This is a genomic window from Ensifer sp. 22460, assembly GCF_052044935.1.
Lineage (GTDB): Bacteria > Pseudomonadota > Alphaproteobacteria > Rhizobiales > Rhizobiaceae > Ensifer.
The window spans coordinates 212574-227777 of sequence record NZ_JBQENZ010000003.1; the positions used below are offsets into that span (position 1 = coordinate 212574).

The window sequence follows — 15204 nt, forward strand, 5'->3', positions numbered from 1 at the left end:
CGAGGCGCCAGCACACTATGTCAGATGCACTCGCGGAAGAGCTTCTTCGCGGCATCCAGCGTGAGCTCGACCGGGTTGCCGCCGGCCGTTGGATCGACGATGGCCATCTCCGACATCTCGTCGATGCGGTCGGTCCCGACGCCGAGTGCTGAAAGCTTGTCCGGTACGCCGAGTTCCTCGCGCAGCTTCAGCACGTAGTCGTAAAAACCATCGAAGCCGCCGGCAATGCCGAGATAGGCGGCGGCACGCACGATCTTCTCTTCGATTGCCGGGCGGTTGAAGCGCAGCACCGGCGGCATCACCACCGCATTGGTCATGCCGTGATGGGTGTTGTAGATGGCGCCGACTGGGTGCGACAGCGAATGGATCGCGCCGAGGCCCTTCTGGAAGGCGACGGCACCCATGGCAGCGGCACTCATCATATTGGCGCGGGCCTCGATGTCGGCGCCGTCCTTGTAGGCGCGCGGCAAGTACTCTTTCACCAGGCGCATGCCTTCGAGCGCGATGCCGGCCGACATCGGATGGTAGAAGGGCGAGGAGTAGGCTTCCAGGCAATGGGCAAAGGCATCCATGCCGGTGCCGGCAGTAATCACCTTCGGCATGCCGACCGTCAGTTCCGGGTCGTAGATCGTCACTGCCGGCAGGAACTTCGGATGGAAGATCACCTTCTTCACGTGGCTTGCGGAATTGGTGATGACGCTGGCGCGTCCGACTTCCGAGCCGGTGCCGGCCGTCGTCGGCACGGCGACGATCGGCGCGATGCCCTCGACGCTCGCGCGTGTCCACCAGTCGCCGATGTCCTCGAAATCCCAGACGGGGCGGCTCTGGCCGGCCATGAAGGCGACGCACTTGCCGAGATCGAGGCCCGAGCCGCCGCCGAAGGCGACGACACCGTCGTGGCCGCCGTCCTTGAACGCCTTGACGCCGGCTTCAAGGTTGACGTCATTCGGGTTCGGATCGACGTCGGCGAAGATCGCCCTACCGAGATCGGCGGCTGCGAGGATGTCGAGCGCGTTCTGGGTGATCGCCATCGGCGCGAGGCCCCGGTCGGTGATCAGAAGCGGCTTCTTCATGCCGACCGCCTTGCAATGGTCGGCAAGCTCCTTGATCCGGCCGGCACCGAACTTGATTGACGTCGGATAGCTCCAGTTGGCGGTGATCGTCATGCGGTTACTTTCTTCAGATGATAGGATTTCGGACGGGTGAGGTTCTGGAAGCCGATGACCGAGAGCGAGCCGCCACGGCCGGTTTCCTTGACGCCGGTCCAGCAAAGCGCCGGGTCGAGATAGTCGGCGCGGTTCATGAACACCGTGCCGGTCTCGATGTCAGCGCCGATGCGCGCGGCGCGCTCGGCATCCTTGGTCCAGAGCGATGCTGTCAGACCGTACTGGCTGTCGTTCATCAGCTCGATCGCCTGGCTGTCGCTCTTCACCTTCATGATGCCGACGGCCGGACCGAAGGTCTCTTCGCGCATGAAGGCCATGGAGTGATCGACATTGGTAAGGACCTGCGGCGCGAGATAGGCGCCACCGTCATCCTGCGGGAACAGCTTCGGGTCGATGAGAGCCTTGGCGCCCTTGGCAACCGCATCGGCGATCTGCTCGCGCACGGTCGCGGCGAAGCGCTTGTTCGCCATCGGCCCAAGCGTCGTTTCCGGATCGAGCGGGTTGCCGAGCTTGTAGTTGGAAACCCAGGCGACCGACTTCTCGACGAAGGCGTCATAGAGCTTTTCATGCACGTAAATGCGCTCGATGCCGCAGCAGCACTGGCCGGAATTGTAGGTGGCGCCGTCCATCAGCGTGTCGACGGCCGCGTCGAGATCCGCGTCTTCCATGACGTAGCCCGGATCCTTGCCGCCGAGTTCGAGACCGAGACCGGTGAAGGTGCCGGCAGCCGCGCGCTCGATCGACCGCCCGCCTTCGACAGAGCCGGTGAAGTTGACGAAGTCGAAGCTCTTGGCAGCGATCAGTGCTGCGGTCGTTTCGTGGTCGAGGAAGATGTTCTGGAAGACGTCGGCGGGAACGCCGGCTTCGACGAAGGCGCGCACCATGCGCTCGCCGACGAGGATCGTCTGGCTCGCATGCTTGATGATGACGGTGTTACCGGCCATCAGCGCCGGCGCCACCGTGTTGATCGCGGTCATGTAAGGATAATTCCACGGCGCGACGACGAAGACGACGCCATGCGGCTCGCGCGCGATGCGGCGCTCGAAGCGGTCGCTTTCCTCGATCACCAGCGGCTTCAGCGCATCGGCGGCGATCGTCGCGACATAGTTCGAGCGCTCGTTGAAGCCTTTGAACTCGCCGCCGTAGCGCACCGGCCGGCCCATCTGCCAGGCAAGCTCCGGCACCACCTCGTCGACCATTTCATTGAGGCGGGCGACACCTGATAGCACCAGGTTGACGCGCTCGTCGAGCGGACGGCGCGCCCAGGCCTTCTGCGCCTGGCGGGCGCGGGAAACCACCTGTTTTGCCAGTTCCAGCGGCATCGCCGGGCGTTCCGCGTAGACTTCGCCGTTCACGGGCGAAATGCACTTGATCATGCTCATGATCGTTTTCCTGCTTTCATTGCGAATGATGCGGTGGCCGACCCTGCCAGGATCGGCCACCGTGTGAGAGATAGGGACCAGGATCAGGCCCGTTCGAAACCGCGTGCGACCTCCCAATCGGTGACGCGGCGGTCATATTCTTCCTGTTCCCAGTGCCCGGCCCGCGCGTAGTGCTCGATGACCTCATCACCAAAGGCGTCGCGCAGCATCTTGGATTCGCTAAGCGCCGCCGTCGCGTCTCTGAGCGTGCGCGGGATCTCGCGCACGTCCTTGCCGCCATAGGCGTCGCCGACGAAGGGCGCTTCCAGTTCCATCTTGTTTTCGATACCGGAAATGCCGGCGGCGATCAAAGCCGCGAAGGCGAGATAGGGATTGAGATCGGAGCCGCCGACGCGGCATTCGATGCGGATCGCCTTGGTGTCCTCGCCGCAAAGGCGATAGCCGGCGGTGCGGTTATCCTTGCTCCAGACCGCCTTGGTCGGCGCGAAGGTGCCGGCCATGAAGCGCTTGTAGGAGTTGATGTAGGGCGCAAGGAAATAGGTGATCTCGCTCGCATGGGTGAGCAGCCCCGCCACATAGTGGCGCATCATCTCCGACATGCCGTATTTGCCGCTCTCGTCGAAGAATTTCGAGGTCTTGCCGTCGGCACTCCAGAGCGACTGGTGGATATGCGAGGAGGAGCCGGCGGCCGAATAATTCCACTTGGCGAGGAAGGTGATGGCCTTGCCGCGCGACCAGGCGATCTCCTTGCAGCCATTCTTGATGATCGCGTGCCGGTCGGCCATTGTCAGCGCGTCGGCATAACGCACGTTGATCTCTTCCTGCCCGGCCGACGCCTCGCCCTTGGAATTTTCGACCGGGATGCCGGCGCCCTGCAGGCCGTTGCGGATCGCCCGCATCACATCTTCTTCCTTGGTGGTCTGGAAGATGTGGTAGTCCTCGTTGTAGCCGCTGACGAGTTGCAGGTCGCGATAGCCGGATTGGCGGGCATCGTCGTAGGACTGGTCGAACAGGAAGAATTCGAGCTCGCTCGCCATGTAGGCCTTGAGCCCCATCTTCTCGAGCCGCGCCACCTGCTTCTTCAGGATCGCGCGCGGCGAGTGCGGCACTTCCTCGTGGGTGTGATGGTCGAGCATGTCGCAAAGCACGAGCGCCGTGCCTTCGAGCCAGGGAATGCGGCGAAGTGTCGAAAGGTCCGGCTTCATCGTATAGTCGCCGTAGCCCTTCTCCCAGCTCGTCGCCTTGTAGCCGGGAACGGTCTCCATCTCCATGTCGGTCGCAAGCAGATAGTTGCAGCTATGCGTTTCCTTCCAGGCGCCGTCGACGAAGAACTGCGCGTGGAAGCGCTTGCCCATCAGCCGGCCCTGCATGTCGACCTGGCAGGCGAGAACCGTATCGATGCGCCCGGCGGCGACGTCTTCCTTCAACTCATCAAACGTATAGCTCATCAACTTCCATCCCATGTTTGGTCACGCGGCCGTTCCCTTGGGTCACGATATTTTTGGGCCGCGTGGACGTGATCCGTTCAAGTAACCGGACAAGCTCCGGAAAAGAAAAGGCGGAAGTCGCGGTCGCGCTCCCGCCCATTTTGTTGGTGTTCAGACTTCGCCGACGGCCTTTTCGGCAGCGGCAATCTCGGCCTGGCGGCGCGCCACTTCGTCGCCGATCGGCGGGCCGCGGAAGCGGCGGGTTTCGAAGCCGAACCAGATCAGAGCCGTCAGCACCAGGAAGCCCACGGTGATGTAGAGCGCCCAGTCGTTCGGCGGTTGGATACCGAGAACGAAGATCAGCACCATGGCGATGATCGACAGAACCGCGAAGAGCTTGAACATCGCCTCGCCCAGGTTCCACGGGCCCATTTTATCCCACTTCGAGGTTCCCCAGGCGAAAAGGCCGAGCGTGATCGGGATCGCGAAGGAGAAGAACAGGAAGATGACCGTGCACGAGACGACGATCGTATAAACCGGCGTTTCGCCGATCGACACGAGCGACGAGCCCCAGACGAACAGGACCGAGAGGATCGAGCCGGTCCAGATCGCCGCAACCGGCGACCGGTGGGTCGGGCTGACCTTGGCGAGCGCCCTGGAGGCCGGCAGACCGCCGTCACGCGAGAAGGCGAAGATCATGCGTGATACCGAGGTCACCGTCGCCAGGCCGCACAGCCACTGGCTGACGAGGATGGCGAGATAGAGGATGTCCTTTATGACCGGGTTGACTTGGGCGTCCATCGCCCAGAAGAACACGTTCCAGCCCTGCTTGGCAGCTTCGTCCATGTTCGGGATCATCAGCACGAAGGCGCACAGCATGATGTAGCCGAAGAGCGCCGACCAGAGCACGGAAGAAACCATACCGCGCGGCACGGATTCCGCCGCCTTGACGGTTTCTTCCGAGGTGTGGGCAGAAGCGTCGTAGCCGGTGATCGTGTAGATCGGCAGCAGAAGGCCGAGCAGGAACACCCAGGTGCCCGACGTCTGCGGCCAGACGTTGCCGCCGGCTTCACCGGAATAGTTGGAGAAGGTGAAGAGCCTTGCGATGTCGTAGCTGTCGGCGGCCGCGAGGCAAACGACGGCAAGCAGGATCGCAGTTGCGAAGATCAGGTAGCCGGAGAAATCGGTGAGCTTGGCGGTGAGCCCGATGCCCATGTGGTTCACGAGCGCCTGTGCGCCGGTGATGATCGCCAGGAAGACGATGCGGGTAGTGGTTGTGTCCTCCAGCGCGAAATAGGGCGTGCCGAAGGAACCCATGAAGAAGTAATAGGTGCCGACGTTGATCGCGCCGAGAACGGTGACGAGACCGAGCAGGTTGAACCAGGCGGTCACCCAGCCGGTAAAGCGGTTACCAAGGATCGAACCCCAGTGGTAGAGGCCGCCGGCCGTCGGATAGGCCGAGCTGATCTGCGCCATGGCGACCGCAAAGACCAAGGAAATGAAGCAGCCAAGCGGCCAGCCGATGCCGATCGCGGCGCCCCCTGCGCCGGCTGTCGCCTGGGCGAGCGAATTGATGCCGCCGGAGAGAATGCAGATGATCGAGAACGACACCGCGAAGTTCGAGAACTGGCTCATGCGCCGCTCGAGCTCCTGGGCATAGCCCATCGAGTGCAAGACACTCATGTCCTGCTTTTTGTCCAAATCGCTGTAGTCTGACATTTTTCTTCCCCTGATTTATTCAGACCACACCGCCCCATTGCGGCAGGGTCCCATCAACCACCTGCCCCGGCTGGCCGGAACAGGACCGCGGCAAGCCGCTCCCCAGGGTCTTTTATTGTGCTGAAAGTGCCACTGCGCCTTTGCGGAGCAATCCTTCCAGATAGTCGGCCATGACCCTTTGGCCGATGTCATTGCGAATGAGATCGTTGCGGATCTCGATCATCACATTCGGCAGTCCGTTGAGGACGCCGTATTCAATCAGACTGTGAGTAACGCCGTCGGCCGGGCCATAGGGCTCGTTGCGGCGGATGTCGTAGGCGACCTGCCCCTTCGTCGCGACCGCCAGCATATGGTCGGCAAGGCGGCTGTCCGCATCGTGCAGGATACCGACCTCGACGGCCCGCGGCTTGCCGAAATAGACGGGCGTGAAGCTATGCATCGTCACCAGGATCGGCGGCCTGCCGGCGGCCTTGCGGGCGGAAACGAAGCGCGCGACCGAATCGTGAAACGGGCGATAGATCTCCTCGACCCGCGCCTGCCGCTCGTCGTCGGTCATCGTCCGGTTTCCCGGGATCTCGTAAACTTCGCTCAGAACCGGCATCGCCGCCTCCGCCTCGGGCGGACGGTTGCAATCATAGGCAAGCCGCGAGAAGCGCTGGTAGATCAACGCCGCATCGAGCTTGCCGGCAAGAAGCCTGGCGACGGCCAGCGCGCCCGGGTCCCAGGCGATGTGGCTTTCGAGAGCCTGCTCGGTAAGGCCGAGCGTACCGAGGCGCTCCGGAACCCGACGCGAGGCGTGCTCGCAGACGAGCACGATATCGCCCTTCCCTGTGGCGTTTTCGATCGCAACCGGATCGCCATCTGCTTCGGTCAAAAGTCGCGTCAACACCGGCATCCCCTTTTGCCCGTTAGACGTTCGTTAATGAAAAGAATTCTTCAGAGATTGGCGAGTGTCAATCAAAATCTGAAACGATCTCTTCAAAATTGCGATTGACTCCAATTGTGACAGCGATGTTTAATCTGTCACAAACCGGCTCTAGATCGGTTCAGGGGAGACATTTTGAGCAGCAAGGCGACATCGACGACGGTGTCGGATGTGATCAATGCCCACTTCACCGCGCTGACCCGCGCGGAGAAGCAACTGGCGGAGACACTTCTCGACAATTATCCCGTATCGGGACTCGGCTCGATCACCACGGTCGCCGAGAACGCCGGCGTATCGACTCCGACCGTCGCGCGCATGGTGCAGAAGCTCGGCTTCCGCGGCTTTCCGGATTTCCAGGCGCGGCTGCACCAGGAACTGGAAGCGACGATCTCCAATCCGATCACCAAGCACGACCGCTGGGCCGCCAATGCGCCGGGAACCCACACGCTCAACCGCTTCGCCGACGCGATCACCAGCAATCTGCGCGAGACGCTGACCCAGATCGATCCACGGGAATTCGACGAGGCCGCTGCCCTCATCGCCGACCGCAAGCGCAGCATCTATCTGCTCGGCGGCCGCATCACCCATGCGCTTGCCGACTATCTCTTCACCCATCTTCAGGTCATTCGTCCGGGTGTCACCGAGATCGCCTCCAACGCCAGCGCCTGGCCGCACTACGTGCTCGATATGCGCCAGAGCGACGTCTTGATTCTGTTCGACATTCGCCGCTACGAGCAGGAGATGGCGACGCTCGCCAAATCCGCCCGCGAGCGTGGCGTCGAGATCATCCTCTTCACCGATCGCTGGACTTCGCCGGTCGCCAAATCCGCCTCCCGCGTGTTCCGCTCGCAGATCGAAGTACCGTCAGCCTGGGACAGCTCGGTGGTGATCCTGTTCTTGATCGAAGCACTGATCGAGGCGGTGCAAAGTTCGAACTGGGAGGAAACCCGGGATCGAATGAAAACGCTCGAGGGCCTTTTCGATTCCACCCGCATCTTTCGCAAACCCGTCTAGGAGTGCTCGCCGACCCGTTCACGGAATTTCATACAGTTGTGCGACAGTGAGCCACCCCGCCAGAAAAAGAAATGTTCTTCCAACGACATAGGCGGCGCGAACGGATAAACTGCTGTCACATTACTTTCATGGCATCTCTTTAACAGCCTAGCCGAAATCGACTGAATACCCCACGAATTTGACTAAACCCATAAGGAGAACACCAGTGATTTCAAGAACCCATCGCCTGCTTTCGCTTTCCACCGCCGTTTTCCTGGCGACGACCGCAATCGCCGCCGCCGAGCCGAGCGCCGAACTCATCGAAGCCGCCAAGAAGGAAGGCATGCTGACCACCGTCGCCCTGCCCCACGACTGGTGCGGCTATGGCGACGTCATCGCCTCCTTCAAGGCCAAGTATCCGGAAATCCAGGTCAACGAACTGAACCCGGACGCGGGCTCGGCCGACGAAGTCGAAGCCGTCAAGGCCAACAAGGACAACAAGGGTCCGCAGGCCCCTGACGTCGTCGACGTCGGTCTCGCCTTCGGCCCGCAGATGAAGGCCGAAGGCCTGCTGCAGCCCTACAAGGTTTCCACCTGGGACGAGATCCCGGACAGCGTCAAGGACGCCGAAGGCTACTGGTACGGCGACTATTACGGCGTGATGTCCTTCCTCGTGAACAAGGACCTCGTCCAGAACGCACCGAAGGACTGGGCCGACCTCCTGAAGCCGGAATATGCCGGTCAGGTCGCTCTCGCCGGCGATCCGCGCGCGTCGAACCAGGCGATCCTCGGCGTTCTCGCCGCCGGTCTCGCCAAGGGTGCGAAGTCGGGCAAGGAAGCCGGTGAAGCTGGCCTCGGCTACTTCGCCGAACTCAACAAGGCCGGCAACTTCGTTCCGGTCATCGGCAAGTCCGGTACGCTCGCCCAGGGCTCGACCCCTATCATCGTTGCCTGGGACTACAACGCGCTCGGCTGGGCCAAGACCCTCAACGGCAACCCGCCGACCGAAGTCGTCGTTCCGGCCAGCGGCGTTCTCGCCGGCGTCTACGTTCAGGGCATCTCGGCCTACGCGCCGCACCCGAACGCAGCGAAGCTGTGGATGGAGCACCTCTATTCCGACGAAGGTCAGCTCGGCTGGCTCAAGGGCTTCTGCCACCCGACCCGCTTCAACGCGATGGTCAAGGCCGGCAAGGTTCCGCAGGCACTGATCGACGCCCTGCCGCCGGCAGCGTCTTATGAAAAGGCCTACTTCCCGACGCTCGAAGAAGTCGATGCCAACAAGGCTGCCGTCACCGGCGGCTGGGATTCCGTCGTCGGCGCGAACGTTCAGTAAGTCTTTCCACAGACATGTCGCCTCGGCCGGTTTTCCGGCCGGGGCGACATAAGTTATTCGTAAGGAATTCAAGTCTTTGGAGCGGAATGAGGAAAAATGTGCGCGGGTTTCAGCCCGCACCCCGCTCTAACTTGCAAGTATCAATAACGCCCGCGTCGATAACGCGGTTTCAGGGGCGCGAACGGAATGTCATCTGCTAAACCCGACGCCAGCCCGCCGGCGCGTCGCCTACCGCTTCACTGGCTGGGCATTCTGCCCTTTGCCGCCTTTGTGACGCTGTTTCTGATATTGCCGACGGCAAAGATCGTGGTCGGCGCCTTTCAGACACCGGATGGCAGCTTCACGTTCGAGAACATCCGTGGCCTGTTCACGCCCTCGATCCTTGCGGCCTACTGGATCTCGATCAAGATCAGCATAGCCTCGGCGCTCCTCGGCTGCCTGATTGGCTTTGCCATGGCCTCGGCCATTGTCTTCGGCGGCTTGCCGAAGGGCATCCGCGGGCCGCTTCTGACCTTTTCCGGCGTTGCCTCCAACTTTGCCGGCGTGCCGCTCGCCTTCGCCTTTCTCGCTACCCTCGGCCCGGTCGGCATCGTTACGGTGTTCCTGCGCTCGAACTTCGGTCTCGACCTCAGAATGCTCGGCTTCAATCTCCTGTCCTTCTGGGGGCTGACAGTCACCTACCTCTTTTTCCAGATCCCGCTGATGATCCTCATCATCACGCCGGCGCTCGACGGCCTGAAGCGCGAATGGCGCGAGGCCGCCGAAATCCTCGGTGCCACCGGCCTGCAGTACTGGCGCATGGTCGCCTTCCCGATCCTGCTTCCCTCGCTGCTCGGCACGCTGGCGCTGCTCTTCGCCAATGCCTTCGGCGCCGTTGCGACCGCGATCGCGCTCACCGGCTCGTCGCTGTCGATCGTGCCGATCCTGCTGTTCGCCCAGATCCGCGGCGACGTGCTCGGCAATCCGCATCTCGGCTATGCGCTCGCCTTCGGCATGATCGTCGTCACCGGCATTGCCAACGCGATCTACATCTGGCTGCGCGGCCGCAGCGAAAGGTGGCTGAAATGAAGAAGATCTGGGCCTGGGGGGCCCTGGTTTTCGGCCTCCTCTATTTCACCCTGCCGCTCATCGGCATGACCAACTTCTCCTTGAAGATGCGCCGCGGCGAATATTCCTTCGACGCCTATCAGAAGGTTTTCGCCGATCCGCGCTTCCAGGAAACCTTCAGCTATTCGGTGCTGCAGGCGCTGTTCACCATCGTCTTCGGCGTGCTGCTCGTCGTACCTACCGCCTATTGGGTCCGGCTGAAGCTGCCGCGGCTGCGCCCCTATATCGAGTTCATCACGCTTCTGCCGCTCGTTATCCCGGCGATCGTCATCGTCTTCGGCTATATCCGGCTCTACAACACCTCGAGCTGGCTGCCGCTGACGGGCTCGCTGACGGGGACCAACATCCTCCTGATGTTCGGCTACGCGACGCTCGCTCTGCCCTACATGTACCGCGCGGTCGACACCGGCCTTCGCACCATCGACGTCGCCACCCTGACCGAGGCCGCCCAAAGCCTCGGCGCCGGGTGGGCGACGATCCTCGCCAAGATCATTCTGCCGAACGTGCTCGTCGCGGTGCTTTCAGGCGCCTTCCTGACCTTTGCCATCGTCATCGGCGAGTTCACCATGGCGGCACTTCTGAACCGCCCGGCCTTCGGCCCGTACATGCAGCTCTTGGGCGCCAACCGCGCCTATGAGCCTGCCGCACTCGCCGTTATCGCATTCGGCATCACCTGGGGCTGCCTCGGCCTCATCCAGCTCGTCTCGCGCTTCCAAAAAAGCGCGCCTCCCAAGGCCTGAGGACCGCACCCATGAGTTTTCTGTCACTCACCAGCATCAAGAAGTCCTTCGGCCCTGTTCACGTCGTGCACGATTTCGACATGGACATCGAGAAGGGCGAATTCGTCTCCTTCCTGGGTCCGTCCGGCTGCGGCAAGACGACCGTCCTGCGCATGATCGCCGGCTTCGAGACACCCTCCGCCGGCTCTATCGTGATCAACGGCAAGGACCAAGGGTCGTTGAAACCCAACCAGCGCAACATCGGCATGGTGTTTCAGGCCTATGCGCTGTTTCCGAACATGAACGTGCATGACAACGTTGCCTTCGGCCTCAAGGTCGCAGGCACTGACAAGTCGGAGATCGACGCACGGGTGAAGCAGATGCTCGGGCTGATCAAGCTCGAGCACCTGGCGGACCGCTTCCCCTACCAGCTCTCCGGCGGCCAGCAGCAGCGCGTGGCGCTTGCCCGCGCCATTGCGGTCAAGCCGCAGGTGCTGCTGCTCGACGAGCCGCTTTCGGCGCTCGACGCCAAGATCCGCGTGTCGCTGCGCGAAGAAATCCGGCAGATCCAGCAGCAGCTCGGCATCACCACGGTCTTCGTCACCCACGACCAGGAAGAGGCGCTGTCGATCTCCGATCGTATCGTCGTCATGAATGCCGGACGTGCCGACCAGATCGGCACCCCCTTCGAGATCTACAACACGCCGTCAACGCGCTTCGTCGCTTCCTTCGTCGGCACGCTGAACATCATCGAGGGCAAGGTCGCGGATCCGGCCTCGGGCGCCGTAACGATCGGCAACCAGCAGGTGGCTCTGAAAGACCCGATTGCCGGCATGAAGGGTGGCGACAGCATCTCGCTGGCGTTGCGCCCTGAAGCGGGCTCGATTGCCGAAGGGGCGCAAGGCGATACGGCGCTTGCCGGCGAGGTCGTCTCGACGAGCTTCCTCGGCTCGGTCATCCGCACGCGGCTTCGCGTCGGCGGCGATGTCATCTCCTTCGACATGTTCAACAATCCGGGCGTAACCCCGCCGGTCTCGGGCGACAACGTCACCCTGCGCTTCGCCGCCAAGGACCTGCTCGTTATTCGCGAGTAGGCCTTGCAGAAGACCGATGAACGCTGGCGCGCAGGGCGCCAGCGAGTATGCAGCGGTTCGTTGCACCATTGCCGGAGACCCGCGAGGTTGCAATCATGGCCAAGGCTGAACCAAGCGCCTTCGTCAGGCATATCCAGGATGAACTCTCCGATCTCGGGCCTGTTCAGATTGACCGCTTCTTCGGCGGCTGGGCCTACGTCGTCGCAGACAAGCGCTTTGCCGTCAGCATCAAGGACCGCCTCTATTTCAGGGTTGATCAGGCGCTGAAAGACGCGCTTATCACAGAGGGTTGCCAGCCGTTCACCTATGAGAAGGGCGGCAAGACCGTGGTCGTGCATCGCTTCTACGAAGCGCCTGTCGACTGCCTCGACGATCGCGACGCCCTTCTCCATTGGGCCGGGAGGGCACTTTCAGCCGAAGACGACGAACTGCGCGGATAGCGCTTCACCTTGCCACCCATAAACAGCAAGGCGATGACAAAGACACACGTGATGGGATACCGCCCAATCGCGGATGCCTCAAGAACCCAAAGCTTCAGCTTGAGGTGCTCACTGTCGGGTTTCGTGGGGAGTTTTGCCAATCGGAGCGCCTTTCTGTCACCAAAAGAAAAATTGATGAAGGCTGCTTCTGCTTCGCACTAACTATGAATCGTCCTGGGTGCGCAAGTGGTTTCTGGGTTCTCGTCCCCAGGTGAGGAACCGTTGATATCTCGCGCTTGTTATTCGACCTTTCCACAGGTGATGCATCGATCCCCGACAGCTGATCGCCCTGCAGATAAAGTCGGCCGCAGCCAGCGCGAAAATACCGGAACGAGAAAGAGTTTCTCGCGCTCCGGCCGGACATGCAAAAATCTGTCGTGATTTCCCCTCTTTTCGTCGCGCCGTGCGTTTGATCGCTCGCAGGCGGACTATATAGTCGCGTTGTTCTCAGGGCGGGGCGAAATTCCCCACCGGCGGTAGCGGCCGAAAGGCCGAAGCCCGCGAGCGCTCTGGAGCTTACGCTCCAGAGGTCAGCAGATCCGGTCGAATTCCGGAGCCGACGGTCACAGTCCGGATGGAAGAGAGCAAGCAGGAACGTGGGCCCAGCGACGGGACCTCGCGCGCATGCATGTTCGCCCGACGGGATCATTGGAAACGCCAAACCCTGAAAGGCTTGAGACCATGACCATTTTTTCCCACCCCGCCGCCAAGATCGCGATCGTCCGTGCCCGCTGGCATGCCGATATCGTCGACCGCTGCGTCGATGCCTTCGTCGCGCAATGGACGAAGCTCGGCGGTTCGGCTGCCGACGTTGAGATCTTCGATGTGCCGGGCGCGCTCGAAATCCCGCTGCATGCGCAGACGCTGGCAAAGACCGGCCGCTACGCCGCGATCCTCGGCACCGCCTTCGTCGTCGACGGCGGCATCTACCGCCACGACTTCGTCGCCGGCACCGTGCTCGACGGCATGATGCGCGTGCAGCTCGACACCAATGTGCCGGTGCTTTCGGCCGTACTGACACCGCACAATTTCCAGGAAAGCGAACCGCTCATTGCCTTCTTCCGCGAACACTTCGTCACCAAGGGCACGGAAGCCGCCAACGCCTGCTCGCAGATTTTGGATGCCCGCGCCAAGCTGGCGCTGGTCAACGCCTGATCGTCTGCGGCTCCGAAGTGAGCCTGCCTGGCGGGTGCGCCGTAAGCGCGCTGCCCCTCATCCGGCCTGCCGGCCACCTTCTCCCCGCTTGCGGGGAGAAGGACACGCGTGGCTCCTTGTCACCCAAACTCATCCTCTCTCGAGAACGGCCGGCCCCCCTGAGGTCAATCAGAGCCATCCCGCCAGCGAGAGCTCTCGTCCCCTCGCCCCGCCTGCGGGGAGAGGGTTAGGGTGAGGGGCAGAATTGCTCTCAGATCATGCCGAACTCGCAGCCCCCCGGAACGCCACAAGCACTCCCGTTGAATCAACTTGTGAGCCACCTGATTCAAGCCGGCAGCCCCAGCCGATAAGCCCCTGTCTCGACTCTCAAATTCGCGCCTACCGCGCCGCCTCGCCGTCCTGCAGGCTGCGCTCCAGCGCCGCCATCCGGTGGCGGTGGCCGCCGGCCTCGTAGCCGACGATGGTGACGACGGGCGCGAGCGTCAGGATGATCAGGCACATCGCCATATCGAGCCCAAGCATCGCCACGACGACGGACGCGATCAGCACCAGCGCCGTGCCGCAAAGCAGCCAGAGATGCAGCCGGTTCGTCTGCCGCAGCAGATACGCGTACATCGCGTAGAGCAGGCCGATGTAGAGTCCGACTGGAACCGCGACCGTCAGCACAGTTGCGACCGAGCTGATATGGGCCTTGTGCTCGATATAATAGGCCGCCACGTGCAGCCCGGCGCCGGTGGCGACTATCGCGGCGAAGATCGGTATGTGGCCATAACCCCAGACGAAGGACCGCTTGAGGCGGTGGTGGTGCAGCACCTCGGCGCTCGGCAAAAGGAAATAGATCCACCACATGCCGAAAGTGAGCCCGGTGCCGGCGAGGCAGACGAGCGCAACGTCGAGGTTCCAGCCCTCGCCCTCGACCACGGCAGAGATCGAGGCGACCGTTCCGACCACCCCTTCCCCGAGCGCGATGATCGCCAAGAGCCCATAGCGTTCGGCGATGTGATGCGCATGCCAGGGCGTGCCGCCATAGTGCATCTCGGCAATGTAGGGGCCGAGCATCTCGATCGCCGTCAGCGCGACGACCATGGCAAAGGTCACCGCCAGCGAGAAGTCGAAGAAGATCAAAACGATCCAGCCAAGCTGGGCGACGCTGATCGCCTTCACATAGGCCATGCAGGCTTCCCGCCGCGCCGGATCCTGCCGGCTGGCGCGCAGCCACTGGAAGACCATCGCGACGCGCATGACGACATAGCCGAGCACCATGACGCCGTTGTTGAGGTGCTCGCCCTTGTCGATCGATTCGAACATCGGCGGCAGGCCGATCGCCAGGATCAGCACGCCGACCATCTGCACCATGGTGACGCTGCGAAAGATCCAGTCGTCGGTGTCGTAGGCCGAAGCGAACCAGCTGAAGTTGATCCAGGCCCAGCAGATGGCGAAGGTGGCAAAGCCGAAGCCGATCAGCCCTGCGGTGAAGTGGCCCTCGGCGAAGAGATGCGCGAGCTGCGAGGCGGCCAGGCTGAAGGCGATGACGAAAGTGAGGTCGAACAGGAGTTCGAGTGTCGTCGCAGTCCTGTGATGTTCGTGCGTATCACGTCCACTCATGCGCGCCACGTGGTGGTGAGCGCTCGGATGCGGTTCAGTCGAGGTTGCTTCGCTCATGCGGTAAGGTCCCTGCTGACGATCTGCAAGCATATTCAAATAT

General features: G+C 62.2%; 13 protein-coding genes and 1 riboswitch. Of the genes, 7 read left to right on the forward strand and 6 right to left on the reverse strand.

Going from position 1 to position 15204, the window contains the following annotated elements:
- Positions 1–20 precede the first annotated feature (20 nt).
- The 5 genes from ACTJKM_RS05285 to ACTJKM_RS05305 all read right to left on the reverse strand — a co-directional run bounded on the left by ACTJKM_RS05285 (position 21) and on the right by ACTJKM_RS05305 (position 6580).
- Positions 21–1166, reverse strand: a complete 1146-nt coding sequence (locus tag ACTJKM_RS05285; protein WP_440660001.1) for an iron-containing alcohol dehydrogenase — start codon at positions 1164–1166, stop codon at positions 21–23.
- Positions 1163–2548, reverse strand: coding sequence for an aldehyde dehydrogenase family protein (locus tag ACTJKM_RS05290; protein ID WP_440660002.1), 1386 nt, complete (start codon positions 2546–2548; stop codon positions 1163–1165). Before ACTJKM_RS05290 ends, ACTJKM_RS05285 begins: the two co-directional genes overlap by 4 nt.
- Positions 2549–2631: 83 nt before the next feature.
- On the reverse strand, positions 2632–3996 hold the full coding sequence (locus ACTJKM_RS05295; protein WP_093234439.1) for a glutamine synthetase family protein: 1365 nt from the start codon (positions 3994–3996) through the stop codon (positions 2632–2634).
- A 150-nt stretch (positions 3997–4146) separates the two neighbouring features.
- Positions 4147–5694, reverse strand: coding sequence for an amino acid permease (locus ACTJKM_RS05300; protein ID WP_057253390.1), 1548 nt, complete (start codon positions 5692–5694; stop codon positions 4147–4149).
- A gap of 112 nt (positions 5695–5806) precedes the next feature.
- Entirely contained in the window at positions 5807–6580 is a 774-nt protein-coding gene (locus ACTJKM_RS05305; protein WP_440660031.1) for an N-formylglutamate amidohydrolase, read from the reverse strand.
- 174 nt (positions 6581–6754) lie between these two features.
- Between ACTJKM_RS05305 and ACTJKM_RS05310 the strand changes: the two genes are divergently transcribed.
- The 7 genes from ACTJKM_RS05310 (at position 6755) to ACTJKM_RS05340 (ending at position 13499) form a co-directional block, all read left to right on the forward strand.
- The gene (locus tag ACTJKM_RS05310) at positions 6755–7633 is read left to right on the forward strand and encodes a MurR/RpiR family transcriptional regulator (protein ID WP_440660003.1); all 879 of its coding nucleotides are present in this window, start codon (positions 6755–6757) and stop codon (positions 7631–7633) included.
- 205 nt (positions 7634–7838) lie between these two features.
- Positions 7839–8945 carry an ABC transporter substrate-binding protein gene (locus ACTJKM_RS05315; protein ID WP_440660004.1) on the forward strand — a complete coding sequence of 369 codons (1107 nt, stop codon included), beginning with the start codon at positions 7839–7841 and terminating at the stop codon, positions 8943–8945.
- A gap of 186 nt (positions 8946–9131) precedes the next feature.
- On the forward strand, positions 9132–10013 hold the full coding sequence (locus ACTJKM_RS05320) for an ABC transporter permease (RefSeq protein ID WP_057253381.1): 882 nt from the start codon (positions 9132–9134) through the stop codon (positions 10011–10013).
- Positions 10010–10792 carry an ABC transporter permease gene (locus tag ACTJKM_RS05325; protein ID WP_057253380.1) on the forward strand — a complete coding sequence of 261 codons (783 nt, stop codon included), beginning with the start codon at positions 10010–10012 and terminating at the stop codon, positions 10790–10792. Before ACTJKM_RS05320 ends, ACTJKM_RS05325 begins: the two co-directional genes overlap by 4 nt.
- An 11-nt stretch (positions 10793–10803) precedes the next feature.
- The gene (locus tag ACTJKM_RS05330) at positions 10804–11865 is read left to right on the forward strand and encodes an ABC transporter ATP-binding protein (protein ID WP_057253378.1); all 1062 of its coding nucleotides are present in this window, start codon (positions 10804–10806) and stop codon (positions 11863–11865) included.
- Between the two features lie 95 nt (positions 11866–11960).
- Positions 11961–12305, forward strand: a complete 345-nt coding sequence (locus tag ACTJKM_RS05335; RefSeq protein ID WP_063891459.1) for a TfoX/Sxy family protein — start codon at positions 11961–11963, stop codon at positions 12303–12305.
- A 478-nt stretch (positions 12306–12783) separates the two neighbouring features.
- Positions 12784–12934, forward strand: a riboswitch (FMN riboswitch).
- 91 nt (positions 12935–13025) lie between these two features.
- Positions 13026–13499, forward strand: a complete 474-nt coding sequence (locus ACTJKM_RS05340; RefSeq protein WP_058321849.1) for a 6,7-dimethyl-8-ribityllumazine synthase — start codon at positions 13026–13028, stop codon at positions 13497–13499.
- A 378-nt stretch (positions 13500–13877) separates the two neighbouring features.
- On the opposite strand, the gene ACTJKM_RS05345 is transcribed toward ACTJKM_RS05340, so the two are convergent.
- A complete protein-coding gene (locus tag ACTJKM_RS05345) occupies positions 13878–15161 on the reverse strand; it encodes a low temperature requirement protein A (protein ID WP_058326838.1) in 1284 nt (427 codons plus the stop codon).
- Between the last annotated feature and the right edge of the window lie 43 nt (positions 15162–15204).